We start from the raw sequence: 16,142 nt of genomic DNA, 5'->3' as shown, positions 1-16,142 counted from the left end.
GGATAGCTTTAGGGTGAATTTTGATTTTTTAATAATTTTTCATATCTATCTATAAATAATAAAATTTTTTCATTAAGCAGTGTTGTTTTGTCTGTGAATGTGAGCGAAAATTTAAAAAAACTGTCGCAGGCAGTCTTTTCGCGCGTTCTCGTAGTTGCTTGACGAGACGAAGAAAGCCCGCACCTGAGTTTCAGGTGCGGGCTTGTCAGTTTGGTAGGCTATGAGTGTGCGTTACTTCTTTGTACGCGGCAAGCCGGTTACAATGGCGCCAATGGATACGACCGCAAGGATGAGGCAGTACCAGTTGTTGGCGGCTACATTGATGGGCGAAATCTTGGCGATGGAACCTGCCAGCAGAACTTGCGCAGCATAGGGGACCAGCCCCTGCACGATGCAGGAGAATATGTCGAGCAGGCTTGCGCTGCGGCGGGGATCAACACCGCTGTCTTCGGCGATTTCCTTGGCCAGACCACCGCTTAGGATGATGGCGACAGTGTTGTTGGCGGTGCATACGTCGGCAAGCGATACCAGCGCGGCAATGCTAACCTCGCCGGAGCGTCGTGCGTTGCCCTTGCCAGCCCGGTGGGCGAGTCGGTTGATGCGTTCGAGCAGCCAGAGCAGGCCGCCCTGTTGGCGGATGAGTTCGCCAAGACCGCCCACAAGCATGGAGAGCACCAGAATTTCGTGCATGCCTGAAAAGCCGTTGTAAATGCTCTGTGCAAGGGTGAGCAGGGTGAAGTCTGGCTGTACGGCAAGTCCAACAGCGCCGCACATGACAATGCCTGCCGCAAGTACGACAAATACGTTGATGCCTGCCACAGCAAGACCAAGGATGGCAATGTAGGGAATGACGCGGATGAAATCCCAGTCCGCGGGCGAGGCGGTTGCGCCGGTCGCGCCGGTCACGACCAGAAGCAGAATCGTCGCAAGGGCAGCAGGCAGTGCAATGAGCAGGTTCATGCGGAACTTGTCGCTCATGTTGCAGCCCTGTGTGCGGGTGGCCGCAATGGTGGTGTCGGATATCATGGAGAGGTTGTCGCCGAACATGGCGCCACCAACTACCGCCCCCATGAGAAGGGCGGCGGACATGCCGGTCTGGTCGCCTACACCGGCCGCAATGGGAGCAATGGCTGCAATGGTTCCCATGGAGGTGCCCATTGCCGTGGAAACAAAGGCGGAGATGACAAACAGACCGGGCAGCACCAGCTGAGCTGGAACAAGGGAGAGGCCCATGTTAACCGTGGCGTCAACCCCGCCAATGGTCTTGGCTACAGAGGCAAAGCCTCCGGCAAGCAAGTAGATCACGCACATGGTGATGATATTGATGTCGCCAACGCCGGAAAGGAATGTGCCGATCTTCTTTTCCAGCTTGCCTTTGCCCATTATCAGGGACAGCGCAATGGCGGGCAGAATGGCAACCGCTGCGGAGAGCTGGTAGAAGGCCATGCTCACGCCTTGCATGGTCAACAGAGAACCGGTGCCGATGAATATGATAAGAAATAGTGCCAGCGGCAGCAGCGCAATGCCGCTGGGGCTTTGGTTTTGTGACGGGGTGTTCATGGGTATCGCTCCGTTGCAGTGATCTTGATGGAGGAATTTGCCTCCGGAAAAGTATATGCGGTTTTCCTTATATCCTGATATTCGAGTTGTCCAGCACTTTTCAGGGCGCAAACTGTGAGTCTGTTTCCTCTGGAAAGAATTTTGTGAAGGATTAATCGTATTTTCGCTAATGTGCTGCTAGATTGTCGCGCCCGGTTGTGTGTGCGGAACTCAGTCGACTTGTCATTATAACAGTGGAGCCTGCTGGTCTGATATATAGATCGTTGTGCAGAGGGCTTGGTCCTGATGCCGGTACACTATGTAATCATATGAGAGGGCAGCCATGAGTGATTTTGATCAGGAATATGTAAAGCTGATTGGTATTGAAGGCGGCTACGTTGACGACCCGGACGATGCTGGTGGTGAGACCTATAAAGGAATTGCCAGACGCTATCATGCCGGCTGGAGCGGTTGGAGTATTATTGACGCAGCAAAGGGAAAGGCCGGTTTCCCGGCATCGCTGGATGTCAATGAAGAACTGGATGCGGCCTGCCGCGATTTTTACAAACGTGAGTTCTGGGATAGGTTGGCCTGTGATAAGGTCCCGCAGGATCTGGCTGCAGAGCTTTTTGAGCAGGCTGTAAACCTGCCTTTCTCGGCAACTGTCAGGTACTTGCAGTCCGCTTGCAATGCGTTGAACGACAGACAGAAGTATTTTCCCGACCTGGTCATAGACGGCAAATTGGGCCCGAAGACTGTGGAAGCCATGAAGACGTTGACGGACAAAGGGCGCGGGCAGGCTTTGGTCATCGGTCTCAACTGCTATCAGGGAGTCAGGTACATGGAAAATGCGCTTACAGATCCTGTTAAGCGCAAGTATGTGCGCGGCTGGCTTGAAAAGCGGGTGGGGTGGTAGCGTTACGCCTCATTCATGCCGTGGAGCCGTTGCGATATAGAAGTGATGTCCGGAAAACAGAAACGGCCCGATATGTCGGGCCGTTTTTATAGTCTAGCGGAACTTCAGTGTTTGCATCTTGCGTTGTCTTAGCGCGTTCAGCATGCCGATTTTGCCTTCATCGTTGATGAGGGTTTCATGATCAAGCCTGCGCCATTCCCACTTGTCCTGGTCAGGCGGCAGCGTCTCGCAGTATTTGGTGGCAATGCGCTTCTGGGCGAAAGGATTGCTGCCGTCACAGAGCGAAGAGACGCCATTAACGGTCAGGACGGAATAGCCGTCATGCAGGCCGAATATGGTGGAGCGGCTGCCAAATTGGGATTCCTGAAACGCAATGCCATTATCTTCGGTTGTGATGCCGGCATCGACAATGACCATGACTTCCGGTCCGGCAAAGGTGTAGCGGGCCTCCGTGCTGTCGCCGGAGACGGAAACCCGTTGCAGCAAGGTGCTTACTCTGACGAGTTCGGTGGTATCCTTGTCCACAACCGCATACACGACATTGCCGGATTCCCATTGGGTTCGGCTAGGTTGATACTGATTCATGCTCCGTGCGGTGCAGGCGGAGCAAAGGGCAAAAATGCACAAAAAGATAAGCTTGTTACGCATTGTCGCATGTCCTTTGTGATGCACAATACATTGTTGGCAGAGGTTGCGGGGAACAACGCCCCCCTTATCTTACTGTTTGCCGGAAAAGAAAAGGGCCTGCGGAGTTTTCCGCAAGCCCTTGCTTTTTATGGTCGGGATGAAAGGATTCGAACCTTCGATCTCTGCGTCCCGAACGCAGCGCTCTACCAAACTGAGCCACATCCCGTGAGGAGGTGGTAACTATCGTAGCTCCCAAATGAATGCAAGCTTTTTTTCGTGCGTTGCCAAAATATTTTATTTTATTTAGTATTGATTAACATTCGAAATTATCTACCATAGGGCTATGGGGACAAGAGCCGTCCCTCATGCAGCGAGGCTCGACAGCCCCGTGGCGCCTATAGCTCGCTCTTTTCAATCACATAAGCCCGAGTTGATTTTTGTCACCGAGATTCGCAAGGAGTGACGGGTGATTACAGTTGTTGTAGTTGATGATTCCGCTTTCATGAGGAAGGCGTTGAGCAGCATGCTTGAAAAGGATCCGGAGATCAAAGTGGTGGCCACTGCCCGTGACGGGCAGGAGGGCCTTGAAATGATCCGCAAGCATAACCCCGATGTTGTGACGCTTGATATTGAAATGCCCCGCATGGACGGGCTTACCGCTCTTCGTCATATCATGATGGAAATGCCAAGGCCCGTTCTCATGGTCAGTTCCCTTACCGTTGAGGGGGCAGAGGCAACTCTGAAGGCCATGGAGCTTGGGGCAGTTGATTTTATTCCCAAACAGCTTTCCAAGGTCTCTCTGGATATAGTAAAGATAGAAGAGGATCTTCAGGAAAAGGTGAAGCACATCTCACGCAGACGCTTCATTCCGCCCCGCCCCAGCCGTCCTGTCCGTCCTGTTGCTGCGGTTAACGGAACCGCAGCTGCAACTGCGGCAGCTCCCAAGCCGGTTGTGGCACGCAATGGCAGGCCAACGAGAGATATCGTGGCCATCGGCGTTTCCACGGGCGGTCCGCCTGCTGTTCAGAAAGTGCTTTCCCAGTTGCCGGCTGATTTTCCGGCTACCATCCTGATAGCCCAGCATATGCCAGCCGCTTTCACCGGACCCTTTGCAAAGCGTCTGGACGGCGTATGCAAGATTACAGTCAAGGAAGCGGAAACCGGTGATAAAATAGCTCCCGGTATGGCCTATGTGGCTCCGGGCGGCAAGCATATCCGTCTGGATCTGCGTGGTGGCCGGATGGAGCTTGTTGTTACGCCTGAACCTGCTGATGCTCTGTACAAGCCTTCTGCCAATGTGCTCATGGAATCGGTGGGCAACAGCGTTGGTCGCAAAGCGCTCGGTGTTATCCTTACCGGCATGGGAAGTGACGGAGCAGAAGGTATGCGCGTATTGAAACAGAAGGGTGGACGATCCATTGCACAGAGCGACGCCAGTTGCGTTGTGTATGGAATGCCCAAGGCGGTAGTGGATGCCGGTCTCGCTGACGAAATTCATGATATTGATGACATAGCGGAAGCCATTATGGCGGGATTGTACAAATAGTCCAGCGGGCCTCCGTTTGGAAATGATGATCGACTTTGCAGCAAGGATGGGGACATGTCTGAGCATACCGATATACTGAAGCAGTTGAATAGTTCAGAGCCTGCGGAGCTCCGTGAGGCAGCTTTTGCCGCCGGTCAGATGAAGGTCGCAGAAGCTATCCCGTTACTTGCAAAACACATTCAGAGTTCCAACCTTGGGGTTCAGGAGGCCGCAGACAGGGCGTTGCGCCAGATTGGTGGCGATGCGGTCGTTCAGGCCGTCATTCCGTTGTTGCGTTCTGATGACGCGCCGCTGCGCAATATATCCATGGATATTCTGCGCGAGGTAGGGGCGCATGACCTGCAAGCCCTTATTGACCTGCTGCATGATGATGATCCGGACATTCGCATATTCATGTCCGATATTCTCGGCACCTCCGACAATCGCATCGCGGTTGCTCCTTTGTGCGAGGCTCTGCTCAAGGACCCCGAGGTCAATGTGCGGTATCAGGCTGCAGTCAGCCTTGGCACTCTCGGTTTTTCCGAAGCGGCAGACTGTCTTAACAAGGCCATGAAGGATGAGGAGTGGGTGCAGTTTTCCGTAATTGAGGCGCTTGCCAAGATCGGTGTCGATTCATCGGTGAATGCGCTGGCGCGGGCGCTTGATACCAGTTCGGATCTTGTCTGCTCCATGATTGTGGAAGCGCTTGGCGAAATGGGCAACATCAAGGCCGTGAGCGTGCTCATGAAGCGACTGGATTCCTCTCCCGGACCATTGCGCAACAAGATCGTGAAGGCCATTGTCCAGATTCTGGGCGGCAAATCGCTCAATTTGCTTGTAGACAAGGAGCGCGACAAATTCCGCCTGTACCTGCTGGCAGCGCTTGAGGATGAAGACGAGGATATTCAGGACGCCGCCGTGCTGGGACTGGGATACGTTGGGGGCGAGAAGGCCTCTGCGGAGCTGATGCGCCTTGCAGCTACGCTTGATGCGGACAGGGATCATGAGCGTCTACTTGCGATTGTCCAAAGCATCGCCTCCATCGGGTTTAATCCCGCCATCGCGGAAGTTGTCCGCACTGGTGACGAATACTCCGTTCGTATTGCCGTGGAAGCCATCCTGCATATGGAGGACAAGGCCGCTGTTCAGCTCCTTATTGATGAGTTCTGGAGCAAGAATCGCGATGAGCAGCGGGCGATTATACATGCCCTTGCGGAAACGGCTGATGAAGAGGCCAGAGAGTTCTTCCTTGACGTGCTTGATCGTCATAAGGATGGTAATGTTCTCAAGTCTGCCCTTTACTTCCTTGGCGAGAGGATCAAATCCGTTGAAAGCGGCGACAGGCTGTTTGCCCTGCTTGAGCATCCTTATGACGACGTGAAGGAAGCCGCTCTTGATGCCTGCATTGCGCTTGAAGATCCGCATATGGTTGAACGTTTCCGTGATTATCACAACAGTCCCGACCCGCTCCAGCGTATGATGGCTGTCTATGCTCTCGGCAAGTTGGGTGTGGATGAGAATCTGGAGATTTTGACTGCGGCATTGGAAGACGAAGTGCCGGATATACGCAAGATAGCGCTTGAGTCGTTGTTTCAGGGGTGTTCGGCCGAATTTGACAGGCTTTCTCTTGTTGTTCCCCGTCTGCATGATGAAAACCGTGAAGTACGTCTGGCGCTAGTCGACCTTATCGGCGGATGTGTATCTGAAGATGTTGAATCTCATCTGATTGAAGCCTTGCAGGATTCAGATGACTGGGTTGTCGTTCGCGCAATTGAGGCCTTGGGAAAACGGGCCAGCAAGGCTGGCGTAACACGTCTGATCGAATTGCTTGAATCCGAGAGTCCGCTGGTTCGTTTGAAGTCTGCCGAGGCTCTTGGCGAAATTGGCGGCAAGATGGCCTTCCGTGCGTTGCTGGCGCTTCTGGATCATGAGGATCCGGAATTGCAGCAGGCGGCGCAGGAAGCGGCGGAGAAGATTCGCCAGAACGAAGGGGAGGGAGAGTAGATGTCTTCACTGTTCTCGAAGACGATCACCCTGAAGAAGGAGCAGAAGGTCTCCGATGAGGAATTCCGACAACTTAGGGATTTCATTTATGATCAATGCGGTATCTACATCGCGGATAACCGCAAGTATCTCATCGAAAACCGTCTTGCCAACCGGCTCAAGGAACTGAATCTCAAAACCTTCGGGGAGTATTATTATTTCCTGCGTTACGATGCGGGCAAGCGTCAGGAATTGTCGAAGCTGTTCGAGGTGGTCACCACCAATGAAACCAGTTTCTACAGGAATCCGCCGCAGCTGAAGGTTTTTGAGGAGAATGTCCTGCCTCCGCTTCTGGATGATCTGCGCAAAAAGCGTCAGAAAAAACTGCGCATCTGGTCTGCCGGTTGTTCCACAGGTGAAGAGCCGTATACCATTGCCATGATTCTGCACGATGTTCTCAAGACAGAGATCAGTGCTTGGGACATCAAGATTACGGCCAACGACCTTTCCGAGGCAGTGCTCATGTCTGCCCGAAGGGGCATCTATACGGAATATGCGCTGCGGACGACTCCCAAGGAAATAGTATCCCGTTACTTTACGCAGAGCGATCTGGTGTACAAGGTGAAGCCTGAAGTAAAGCGTCTTGTCTCCTTCGGTCAGATCAATTTGAGCGACCGTATGCAGCTTAAACGGGTTGAGCCTTCGCATGTCGTATTCTGCCGCAACGTTATCATCTACTTTGATGACAACATGAAGAAGCAGGTTATCGGGTCCTTCTACGACAACCTGCTCCCGGGCGGTTCCATGCTTATCGGCCATTCAGAGTCGCTGCATAACATAACGCGCGCCTTCAAGCCGGAACATCATAAAGGGGCTATTGTCTACAGGAAGCTGGAGTAACGGAGGACGTGTGACACACCGGGCTGCAGGGGTGCTGTAATGAACAGTAGAATTCTGGCAGTGGCCAACCAGAAAGGGGGCGTGGGCAAGACGACCACGGCTCTGTCTCTCGGAGCTGCGTTGGCAAGAATGGGTAAACGGATTCTGGTCATGGATCTGGACCCGCATGCATGCGCTTCGGTGCACCAGCGTTATTATCCGGATTCGGTTGAATTCACGGCGTATGACCTGTTCACGAGTCCGGAAGAAAGCTGGATGGAGGTCTGGCAGAAAATTCGTTACCGGCAGGAAGGGCAGCTGTTTGACATGGTGCCTGCGTCTATCCGGCTTTCGGAGCTGGAGGGAGATCTCAGGGACAGGCCCGGAAAGGGCGGGATTCTCAAACTTTCGCTTGGATTGGTTAGCAAGGAATACGACTACGTCATTCTGGACTGCCCCCCGCATCTCGGATTGCTGCAGATTAATGCGTTGGTGGCCTGCGACTTGCTGATTATTCCCATTCAGACGGATTTTCTGGCGTTGCATGGTCTGAAGTTGCTGTTTGACAGTATACGCCTGCTGAACAAGGTGTTACCCGAGCCAATTAACTATCGCGCTCTGCCCACGATGTATGACAAGCGTGCCGGTGCCTGTCGCAGGGTTCTGGAGTTGCTGGGTAAGAAAATGGGCGACAAAATGTTTAAGACTGTTATTGGCATTGATACGCGCTTTCGTGATGCAAGCGCCCTTGGCAAGGTTGTGTACGATATTGATCCGGAATGTCGCGGGGCTAAAGGATATGAGCTCCTCGCTAACGAGATAGTGATGTTGCTATGATCAAGACACCGGAAGAGTATTTCCAGGATCAGGAGTTTGTAACTGCTCCGGCTGGAGAAAAGGGACAGTTTACCCCTGCAGAGCTGGCATTCATGCAGAAGTATCTCGGCATGGATCAGGCTGCAGCTCTCAAGAAGCTGGGGCTGGAACCTCCGCAGGCAACTGCGGCCACGGCAGCTGTTTCCGGCGGACGGGCTGGCGCAGCAGAGTCCGTTGCGGCAGGAGCTGTGAAGGCCAAAAACAGGACTGCTCCTGCCATTGAACGCGAGCCTGACCTTGCGGAGCAACTGCGGAATGCGCCGGAATTGCAGCTGGTAAGTTTTTATGTCGGTTCTCAGGAATTTACCGTGCCGATCATGACCGTTCAGGAGGTGCTGCGCTACATGCCGCCGACCCGTTTGCCGGCCGCACCTTCATTCATTGCCGGGGTGGTGAATCTTCGTGGCAGGGTGACACCTCTTGTCCGTCTGCGGGATCTGCTCGGTATACCATCCTCCAAGGAGAATCAGGACCAGTTCATTGTTGTCTGCCGTCGGCACGGTTTGCAGATCGGATTGATGATCGAAGCGGTGCACACGATGTATAGAGCAACGCAGGATATGATAGACTGGGCCATTGAGTCGCACCTCGGGGTGAATGTTGATTTCATTTCCGGGCTGATGAAATCCGGGGATGAGTTGATCGGAATAATTTCTGTTGATCATATAGTAGATAGTGTTCTTCAGATTTAGGAGGCCGGAATGAGCAAGCATATTCTTATTGTTGATGATTCCAAGACGGTTCGTAACTTGGTGGCCTTCATTATGAAAAAGGAAGGATTCAAGGTAACTACGGCTGAAGACGGGCTTGATGGCCTGGAGAAACTGTATTCCGCCGATCGTGTCGACCTGATTATTTCCGACGTGAACATGCCCCGCATGGACGGTTTTACCTTCATCAAGACCGTCCGTGAGCAGGATGCCTACAGGGATCTCCCCATTGTCATGCTTTCCACGGAAGGGCAGGATAAGGATATTCAGATGGGGATGAGTCTTGGTGCAAACCTCTACATGGTTAAGCCCGCTCAGCCCGAGAAGATGGTTAAGAACGTAAAAATGCTTTTGGGCTAAGCTTTTTTAAGTTGATGCCGATATGTTATTGCAACAACAAGTGTTTTTATCGTCTCTTTAGTTTGAATTGAATGATGTTCCTGAAAAATCAGTTGGTTACTGTTCTCTATTGCGCAGGGCTCTCCAACGTTGAGGATGCAACATGAGTCAAGATTTCATGGATCCGGAAATATTTGCGGACTTTATAGTTGAAGCGAAAGAGCATCTCGAGACCATCGAGCCGAACTTGCTTGAGCTCGAAAAGGAGCCGGGCAATGTCTCGCTGCTCAACGAAATTTTCCGTCCCATGCATTCCCTCAAGGGCGCTTCCGGTTTTTTGGGCTTGAACAAAATCAATGTTCTTGCGCACAAGGCCGAGAACATTATGGACGAGCTGCGAAAGGGCGACATGAGCGTCACGGCCGAGATCATGGACGTAATTCTGTCTGCCACTGATGCCCTGCGCCAGATGATCGACAATCTGGAGACGGAAGGGGGCGAAGGTGATGTAGAGACGGAGCCCATTATCCATACGCTTGATGCCCTGCTTGCAGGAGAATCTCCTGCTACAGCTGCAGCCGAAGCAGTTCCGGCAGAACCTGTTGAAGTGGCTGCAGAGGGCGTACTGTCTGATGATGCATCCTCTCTGGAGATGGGAGAAGGCACTCCGTATTCCCTGACCGCCTTTGGTGAAGGGCATCTGCGCGACTTTATTGAAGAAGCTCGCGAGATGACGGAAGTCCTCAGTAGCGGTCTGCTTGAACTTGAGAAGAACCCTCAGGAGCCAGGCGAACTTGTTAACGATATCTTCCGCTATTTCCATAACTTGAAAGGCAACAGCGGCATTATCGGCTTTAACGAGTTGAACAGCATCACGCATGAGGCGGAGACCCTGCTGAATCGTGCTCGCAAGGGCGAACTTGCTGTTTCTCAGGGGTTGATCGATCTTTTGCTTTTCGTCGTTGATATTATAGACAGCCTCGTTGCCAAGGTGGATCCCTCATCCGGTACCGTGACTCCTCTGGTTATTACGGATGCCGTAACCTTGTTGCAGAAGGCTGTGAATGAAGGTGTTATCGAGGCTCCGGTGAGAGGACGGCAGGAAGCTGCCGCACCTGCGCCTGCTGCTGCGGATGTTTCGGCTGCTGACGTGCCTGATTCTGCAGAGGTAGCAGGGGACAGCGGGCTTGATGAGGAGGATGTGGACCTTTTCCTCACAACAACCGCACAGCAGAATGCCGCCATCAATCTGGCCATGAGCGAGCTTGAAAAGGATGCCTCCCAGCGCGATTACATCGATGTTTTGTTCAGAAGCCTGACCACGGTGCAGAATTCCAGCGGTTACATGGGATTTGAAGCCGTAAAGGTGCATGCCGGACGTACGGCAGGGCTGGTGGATAATGCTCGCAGCAGCGATCTTGATTTTGGCCTCATGCTGCCCATCCTGTCGCAGGAAATAGACATCCTGTTCGACATGCTGGGGGAAGAACTTGATAAGCTTGGCATAGACAAGAGCAAGATGACCGCTGCACCTGTGGCAGTTGGTGCTGAAGCAGTCTCCGAGGAAGAAGTACCTGCGCCTCAGGCCGCTCCCAAGCCAGAACCTGCCCCTGCTCCGAAGCCCGAACCCAAACCTGAGCCGAAGCCTGAGGCTAAGCCTGCTCAGGCTCCTGCGGCCCCCAAGCCTGCCCCGGCGGTTCCAAAAGCAGCCCCGGCTGCGCCTAAAACCGCCCCCAAGCCTGCAGCCAAGCCCGCTGCATCGCCAGCCAAGCCAGCAGCAGCCAAACCTGCGGCTCCCGCGGCTCCCGCAGCGCCTCCGGCACAGGGAGATCAGGCCAAGGGTAAGTCTTCGTCCACCATTCGAGTTGACCATGAAAAGCTCGACCATCTGATGAACCTCATCGGTGAGCTTATCATCAACCGTAACCGCTACACCATGCTCGCGCGGCATTTGGAAAGCGGGCAGGATGTAGATGTTGCGGACGTGGCCCAGAACCTCACTGAAACCACCTATGCCATGGCGCGCATTTCCGACGACCTTCAGGATACCATCATGAAGGTGCGAATGGTGCCGGTGTCCTCCGTGTTTTCACGATTCCCCCGACTGGTTCGTGACCTTTCCCGCAAGAGCGGCAAGGAAGTGGACCTGTTCATGGAAGGTGAAGAAACTGAACTGGACAAGAGCGTTGTGGAAGTCATTGGTGACCCGTTGGTGCACCTTATTCGAAACGCCATGGACCACGGCGTTGAGCCGGAAGATGTGCGTATTGCCGCAGGCAAGCCTGCCAAGGGCAAGGTGTGGTTGCGTGCCTACCACCGCGGTAACTCGGTCGCCATTGAAATCGAGGACGATGGTAAGGGCATTGACCCTGAAAAGATGCGCGAAGTAGCCATCCGCAAGGGCATCATTTCACCCGAAGAAGCGAAGAATCTGGATGACCGTGAAGCCATGGAGCTTATCTTCGCCCCCGGCTTCTCTTCTGCCGAAACCATTACCGATATCTCCGGCCGAGGCGTTGGCATGGACGTTGTCCGCACCAACATCAAGAACCTGAAGGGGAGCGTCACCATTAGTTCCGAGATCGGCAAGGGCACGCGTTTCACCCTGTCTCTGCCCCTGACCTTGGCGATCATCGATGCCCTGATGGTTAACGTGGCCGGTGAGAACTTCGCCATTCCTCTGGACGCCGTTTCCGAGACGACCAAGATTGAGGCACGCCGTCTGACAGACGTGAAGGGACGCAAGGCTGTTACCCTGCGCGGCGAAGTGCTCGGCATCGTGAATATGGCGGAACTGCTGGAGCTTTCTGAACCGGAAGAGCAGCCTGAAGTTCTGTCCGTGGTCGTCATTCACGATAACCAGCGTCGCCTCGGTATTGTTGTGGATAAGCTGCATGAGCGGCAGGAAATTGTTATCAAGCCGCTTGGTGAATATCTTGGAGACGTCAAGGGCATTTCCGGTGCCACCATTATGGGTGATGGCTCTGTTGTGCTCATCCTTGATCCGCACGAGATATACATGTTGGCTACTTCCAAAGCCATGTAGTCAAGCTGATTTCAGAAATTGAAAAGGCCGGAACATAGTTCCGGCCTTTTTTGTTTGCAGGAGAGGCGGGCCCTTACAAAGAACTGCACCGCAATGCTCCATAAAAAGGAAAGGCCGGGGTACCCGGCCTTATGTTGTTATTTTGAACCACATCCCCCGGCGCTGGGGCAAGCACCGGCCTTGGGGCAGGCAGCCGCTTTGGGGCGCTGTGGAATGGGTTTCTTGGGCATGGGAACCTTCTCCATCTTGGCGCCGCCGCCACGCTGCAGGCTGCCCGGGATACGGTTGACGCCGGATCCGGGAATGGCGCAGTGGGCACTGAGTTTGCGGTCGGTTTCCACGCTGCCGCAAGCAGGGCAGGGTTCGCCTCCTGTGCAATCGGGGGCGGTAATTTCTTCAAAAATCTCGCCGCATTTGCGGCACATAAAATCGTATAACGGCATGAAAAGCTCCTCACACTATCTCGTTCATGTGGGCAGAACTTAATACCTCTTTTTCGGCATGGCAACCATGTGGAAGGCGTTTTATCCGAATGGGAGATACATCAGCGTTTGCGAATGCCCAGCACGTTGGGCAGCGGCCACTCCGTCCGGGTGCCGCTCCAGAAATCGCCCGCGTGGCGTCCTGACCAGGTATTGCGGATCTTGTCGGTCCTTATGTGCAGGCTGGCCTGGGGCCCACCTTCCACATACATGGCCCGTTGAAGACCTAGCGGCAACTCGAGAAGAAGTTCCGTCAGGTCCCGCACGGTCACTGCAGGGCGGCAGTGGATGAACAGTATTGCCTGCGTATTGTCCATAGCTATGGCGGCGACGGAGAACTCGTCGCCTGCCTCAGGCCAAAGAGGTACGCGCGACGCATTGATCATGCGGAAATTCTGCACGACAATGCGGTATTGGGGAATCATTGATTCCCAGTCGTCAGCCTGTTTGTCCAGAATCGTCGCCGGAGGCAGTTTTGCGGCTGAGGCTGTGGTACCGTTGTAGCTGGCAGCAGGGGAGGGAATCGGTGAGGCTACGAAAAATGAGCCGAACCGCTTGTTGATATAGTCGTTGTTGATGTGATCACCGTTGCGCAGGTAGCCTGTGCTCTTTCGGTTGTCCGGCAGATACATGGATGCGTTGATTACGGCAATCAGGTTGTTCTGTTCCGCCCATTGGGCCGGAGTCAGCTGGATGCCCTTTTCCGAACTTGTCAGCAGAACAAACTCATAGTGCGCAGGTTGGATGCGTAATATAGTCAGGCCGTCTTCCTGTGTGAAGGAGTCTCCTGAAATGTCGGTGATGGATACCGGAAATGAGGCCATGTGCAGCCCGGGTTCCAGTTCGATCCATGTCTCAGCAGCATGGGCATGAATGGCAGCCAGTGACAGTAAAGCCGTAAGGAGGAAGCGGATTGCCTGCAGGCAACGCTTCCGGGGGCTTTGGGTATGGCCGTGTGCTGATTTCATGTCTGATATGCTGGCTGTAGTGCTATATTATGAACGGCTATTGTATGTCTTTTTTAAGAAACAGGATGAAGCACGCGGCTGCGCTGAGCAGAAAGACTACCGCTACCCACGCCGGTTGCAGGAAGAGGGCGCAGAGCCCGATTGTGATGAATGCATAGGGGAAAAACCAGATCATCAGCTTGCGCAGACGCTTGGCAGCTATGTCGCTTTGCGGGCGGAGATGGGCATAAGCGGCGACTGCCGCAGCCAGAAGCAGAAAAAGAATTTGCCAGAAATACATGTATCATCCTGTGTCAGAGTATTAACCGTATCGATTCCACTTACGGGGAGATGACTATCCCCGCAGGATTATCCGGTGTTTTTTGAGAGGTACATCTCCCCAGTCCCAATGTCCAGCACGAGGGATGCTTATTTGCGATAATCAACATAATTAGATATTGACGTATCAAGATTTCCTGATATATATGAGTTCAACAGAAGGGAAACGGTGCCATCCTGCTTGGTTCAGTATCATCTTCAGATAATGAAAGTTGAGAAAGCAGGTGTGGTGGTGGCTGCCAAGTTGCCGGCAGTGCAGTTTCGTAACGCAAGCTCCAAATGTACGAGGATAGAACATTGAAGATCATTGACCTTATCAGAGCCCAGAGTTCCCCGTTTTATTCTCTTGAATTTTTTCCTCCGAAAGAACGCGAGAACTGGCCCAGCTTTTTCCGTACCGTGGAGCGCCTCAAGGCCCTGAATCCTCTGTTTGCGTCTGTTACCTATGGTGCAGGCGGTTCCACGCAGGATAATACACTTGAAATCACGGCGCATATCAAGAACGTGATCGGCATAGAGCCGATGGCGCACCTGACCTGTGTTGGCGCTGACGGTAGCAAGATTCGCGATTTTCTTCAGCGTCTTCGTGGCGAAGGCGTGAACAACATCCTCGCGTTGCGTGGTGATGCTCCCCGTAACGGTGATTTTGACTGGGCTGATCAGGAATTCAAGTACGCTTCTGATCTTGTTTCCTTTGTGCGCACCTGCTGCCCGGATTTCGGTATCGGCGTGGCTGGCTATCCCGCCGCGCATCCCGAGTCGCAGACCTTCCGTGACGATCTTGCTTTCACCAAGGTAAAGGTTGATGCCGGAAGCGATTTCATCGTTACCCAGCTCTTCTTTGATGTGCGTGAGTACTTCAGCTTTGTGGAACAGTTGCGCGCCATGGGCGTACATACCCCTGTGCTTCCCGGTATTCTTCCCATCCAGAGCCTGTCTTCGGTTAAGCGTATTCTCACGCTCTGCGGGGCTAACATTCCCGGCAAGCTTTACCTTGCGCTTGAAGAAGCTAACGAGAAGGGCGGAGATCAGGCCGTGAAGGAAGCTGGCCTTGCCTTTGCCGTGGAACAGATTCGTCGCCTCATAGATGGCGGGGCTCCCGGTATTCATTTGTATACGCTGAACAAGGCGGGCATGTGCCTTGAGATAGCAGATCGCGTCGGCCTCAAGTAGCTTTGATCTGACAAGACCAATGAAAAGCGCCCCGTATGTTGCCATACGGGGCGCTTCTTATTGATCCTGCTACTTGTCGAAGCGGACCAGAATTTCGGCAGGGGATTTGCGCCATTTTCTTGCGGGCTTTGTTTCTTCCTCATTGAAGTAACCAACGGCCATGAGAAGGGGAATCCAGTAGTGGTCAGGTATGTTGAACTCCCGCCTTACTCCGTCATGGTCAAAGCCGTCCATGGGGTGGGTATCCAGTCCGAGGTTGGCTGCGGCATACATGAGCGACATGGCAAAGAAGGCGGTGTTCTTCACGCCAAAGGCAAACTGCGTGTCATGGCTTTTACCGTAGAGTCTGGCGCAGGCACCGTAAAACCAATCTCTCCGTTCCTGTTTTATCGATCCCGCCTTGAGCATTTCCTCGAAGTTGCGTTCAACAGTGGGGTGTCCCTTTTCCCAGCCCTTGGTGTCTGCAAGAACAATCAGCACCACAGGCGCTTCGCTTACTTTGGGTTGGTTCATGGCGACGTTGCGCAAGCGCATTTTGTCATCCAGTTCCCTCAGGGCAATGAGGTTCCACGGCTGAAGATTGTAGCTGGAAGGCGTTAACGAGGCGTCCTGTATCATCTGTTCCAGCAGGGTCTGCGGAACGTCTCTGGCTGGATCGAAGAAGTTGATGGCGCGGCGGCGCTCAAGAATCGTGCTGAAATCCATAGCTGGCTCCCTTGGTTGGCTGTTTGCCTGCATCCGAGCGTAGTATAAGCGATTTT

Annotated in this window: 15 protein-coding genes and 1 tRNA gene; 9 read left to right on the top strand and 7 right to left on the bottom strand. The window is 53.5% G+C overall.

What is annotated here, in order from left to right:
- Nucleotides 1–231 precede the first annotated feature (231 nt).
- A complete protein-coding gene (locus N1030_RS05545) occupies nucleotides 232–1,560 on the bottom strand; it encodes a Na+/H+ antiporter NhaC family protein (protein WP_265828198.1) in 1,329 nt (442 codons plus the stop codon).
- A gap of 322 nt (nucleotides 1,561–1,882) precedes the next feature.
- Here N1030_RS05545 and N1030_RS05540 point away from each other — a divergent pair, with 322 nt between their 5' ends.
- Nucleotides 1,883–2,455, top strand: coding sequence for a glycoside hydrolase family 108 protein (locus N1030_RS05540; protein ID WP_265828197.1), 573 nt, complete (start codon nucleotides 1,883–1,885; stop codon nucleotides 2,453–2,455).
- Between the two features lie 93 nt (nucleotides 2,456–2,548).
- Here the strand turns inward: N1030_RS05540 and N1030_RS05535 are convergent, their stop codons facing one another.
- Together N1030_RS05535 and N1030_RS05530 are read right to left on the bottom strand one after the other, a co-directional pair.
- Nucleotides 2,549–3,040, bottom strand: a complete 492-nt coding sequence (locus N1030_RS05535; RefSeq protein WP_265828195.1) for a hypothetical protein — start codon at nucleotides 3,038–3,040, stop codon at nucleotides 2,549–2,551.
- 191 nt (nucleotides 3,041–3,231) lie between these two features.
- Nucleotides 3,232–3,308 (bottom strand) — tRNA-Pro (locus N1030_RS05530).
- Between the two features lie 240 nt (nucleotides 3,309–3,548).
- Between N1030_RS05530 and N1030_RS05525 the strand changes: the two genes are divergently transcribed.
- The 7 genes from N1030_RS05525 (at nucleotide 3,549) to N1030_RS05495 (ending at nucleotide 12,440) form a co-directional block, all read left to right on the top strand.
- The gene (locus N1030_RS05525) at nucleotides 3,549–4,628 is read left to right on the top strand and encodes a protein-glutamate methylesterase/protein-glutamine glutaminase (protein ID WP_265828194.1); all 1,080 of its coding nucleotides are present in this window, start codon (nucleotides 3,549–3,551) and stop codon (nucleotides 4,626–4,628) included.
- A gap of 54 nt (nucleotides 4,629–4,682) precedes the next feature.
- Nucleotides 4,683–6,611, top strand: a complete 1,929-nt coding sequence (locus tag N1030_RS05520; RefSeq protein WP_265828193.1) for a HEAT repeat domain-containing protein — start codon at nucleotides 4,683–4,685, stop codon at nucleotides 6,609–6,611.
- On the top strand, nucleotides 6,612–7,490 hold the full coding sequence (locus tag N1030_RS05515) for a CheR family methyltransferase (protein WP_265828192.1): 879 nt from the start codon (nucleotides 6,612–6,614) through the stop codon (nucleotides 7,488–7,490).
- A gap of 39 nt (nucleotides 7,491–7,529) precedes the next feature.
- Nucleotides 7,530–8,306, top strand: coding sequence for a ParA family protein (locus N1030_RS05510; RefSeq protein ID WP_265828191.1), 777 nt, complete (start codon nucleotides 7,530–7,532; stop codon nucleotides 8,304–8,306).
- The gene (locus N1030_RS05505) at nucleotides 8,303–9,037 is read left to right on the top strand and encodes a chemotaxis protein CheW (protein ID WP_265828190.1); all 735 of its coding nucleotides are present in this window, start codon (nucleotides 8,303–8,305) and stop codon (nucleotides 9,035–9,037) included. Before N1030_RS05510 ends, N1030_RS05505 begins: the two co-directional genes overlap by 4 nt.
- Before the next feature lie 9 nt (nucleotides 9,038–9,046).
- Nucleotides 9,047–9,415, top strand: coding sequence for a response regulator (locus N1030_RS05500; protein WP_265828189.1), 369 nt, complete (start codon nucleotides 9,047–9,049; stop codon nucleotides 9,413–9,415).
- 142 nt (nucleotides 9,416–9,557) lie between these two features.
- A complete protein-coding gene (locus N1030_RS05495) occupies nucleotides 9,558–12,440 on the top strand; it encodes a chemotaxis protein CheA (RefSeq protein ID WP_265828187.1) in 2,883 nt (960 codons plus the stop codon).
- A gap of 137 nt (nucleotides 12,441–12,577) precedes the next feature.
- On the opposite strand, the gene N1030_RS05490 is transcribed toward N1030_RS05495, so the two are convergent.
- The 3 genes from N1030_RS05490 to N1030_RS05480 form a co-directional block, all read right to left on the bottom strand.
- Entirely contained in the window at nucleotides 12,578–12,883 is a 306-nt protein-coding gene (locus N1030_RS05490; protein ID WP_265828186.1) for an FmdB family zinc ribbon protein, read from the bottom strand.
- Between the two features lie 101 nt (nucleotides 12,884–12,984).
- Complete coding sequence (locus N1030_RS05485) at nucleotides 12,985–13,890, bottom strand: phosphodiester glycosidase family protein (RefSeq protein WP_265828184.1); 906 nt, start codon at nucleotides 13,888–13,890, stop codon at nucleotides 12,985–12,987.
- Between the two features lie 37 nt (nucleotides 13,891–13,927).
- Nucleotides 13,928–14,170 carry a hypothetical protein gene (locus N1030_RS05480; RefSeq protein WP_265828183.1) on the bottom strand — a complete coding sequence of 81 codons (243 nt, stop codon included), beginning with the start codon at nucleotides 14,168–14,170 and terminating at the stop codon, nucleotides 13,928–13,930.
- A gap of 335 nt (nucleotides 14,171–14,505) precedes the next feature.
- On the opposite strand from N1030_RS05480, the gene metF reads away from it, so the two are divergent.
- Nucleotides 14,506–15,381 carry a methylenetetrahydrofolate reductase [NAD(P)H] gene (metF, locus tag N1030_RS05475; protein WP_265828182.1) on the top strand — a complete coding sequence of 292 codons (876 nt, stop codon included), beginning with the start codon at nucleotides 14,506–14,508 and terminating at the stop codon, nucleotides 15,379–15,381.
- A 69-nt stretch (nucleotides 15,382–15,450) separates the two neighbouring features.
- Here the strand turns inward: metF and N1030_RS05470 are convergent, their stop codons facing one another.
- Nucleotides 15,451–16,086, bottom strand: coding sequence for a nitroreductase family protein (locus N1030_RS05470; RefSeq protein WP_265828181.1), 636 nt, complete (start codon nucleotides 16,084–16,086; stop codon nucleotides 15,451–15,453).
- Between the last annotated feature and the right edge of the window lie 56 nt (nucleotides 16,087–16,142).

Source organism: Desulfovibrio mangrovi (assembly GCF_026230175.1).
GTDB classification, from domain to species: domain Bacteria; phylum Desulfobacterota; class Desulfovibrionia; order Desulfovibrionales; family Desulfovibrionaceae; genus Halodesulfovibrio; species Halodesulfovibrio mangrovi.
This window is presented reverse-complemented; position numbering and strand designations above follow the sequence as displayed.

Coding starts and splice junctions, on each gene's coding strand:
- N1030_RS05520 (WP_265828193.1), top strand. CDS start 4,683: ATGTCTGAGCATACCGATATACTGAAGCAGTTGAATAGTTCAGAGCCT.
- N1030_RS05515 (WP_265828192.1), top strand. CDS start 6,612: ATGTCTTCACTGTTCTCGAAGACGATCACCCTGAAGAAGGAGCAGAAG.
- N1030_RS05545 (WP_265828198.1), bottom strand. CDS start 1,560: ATGAACACCCCGTCACAAAACCAAAGCCCCAGCGGCATTGCGCTGCTG.
- N1030_RS05540 (WP_265828197.1), top strand. CDS start 1,883: ATGAGTGATTTTGATCAGGAATATGTAAAGCTGATTGGTATTGAAGGC.
- N1030_RS05500 (WP_265828189.1), top strand. CDS start 9,047: ATGAGCAAGCATATTCTTATTGTTGATGATTCCAAGACGGTTCGTAAC.
- N1030_RS05510 (WP_265828191.1), top strand. CDS start 7,530: ATGAACAGTAGAATTCTGGCAGTGGCCAACCAGAAAGGGGGCGTGGGC.
- N1030_RS05495 (WP_265828187.1), top strand. CDS start 9,558: ATGAGTCAAGATTTCATGGATCCGGAAATATTTGCGGACTTTATAGTT.
- N1030_RS05535 (WP_265828195.1), bottom strand. CDS start 3,040: ATGAATCAGTATCAACCTAGCCGAACCCAATGGGAATCCGGCAATGTC.
- N1030_RS05505 (WP_265828190.1), top strand. CDS start 8,303: ATGATCAAGACACCGGAAGAGTATTTCCAGGATCAGGAGTTTGTAACT.
- N1030_RS05480 (WP_265828183.1), bottom strand. CDS start 14,170: ATGTATTTCTGGCAAATTCTTTTTCTGCTTCTGGCTGCGGCAGTCGCC.
- N1030_RS05490 (WP_265828186.1), bottom strand. CDS start 12,883: ATGCCGTTATACGATTTTATGTGCCGCAAATGCGGCGAGATTTTTGAA.
- N1030_RS05470 (WP_265828181.1), bottom strand. CDS start 16,086: ATGGATTTCAGCACGATTCTTGAGCGCCGCCGCGCCATCAACTTCTTC.
- N1030_RS05485 (WP_265828184.1), bottom strand. CDS start 13,890: ATGAAATCAGCACACGGCCATACCCAAAGCCCCCGGAAGCGTTGCCTG.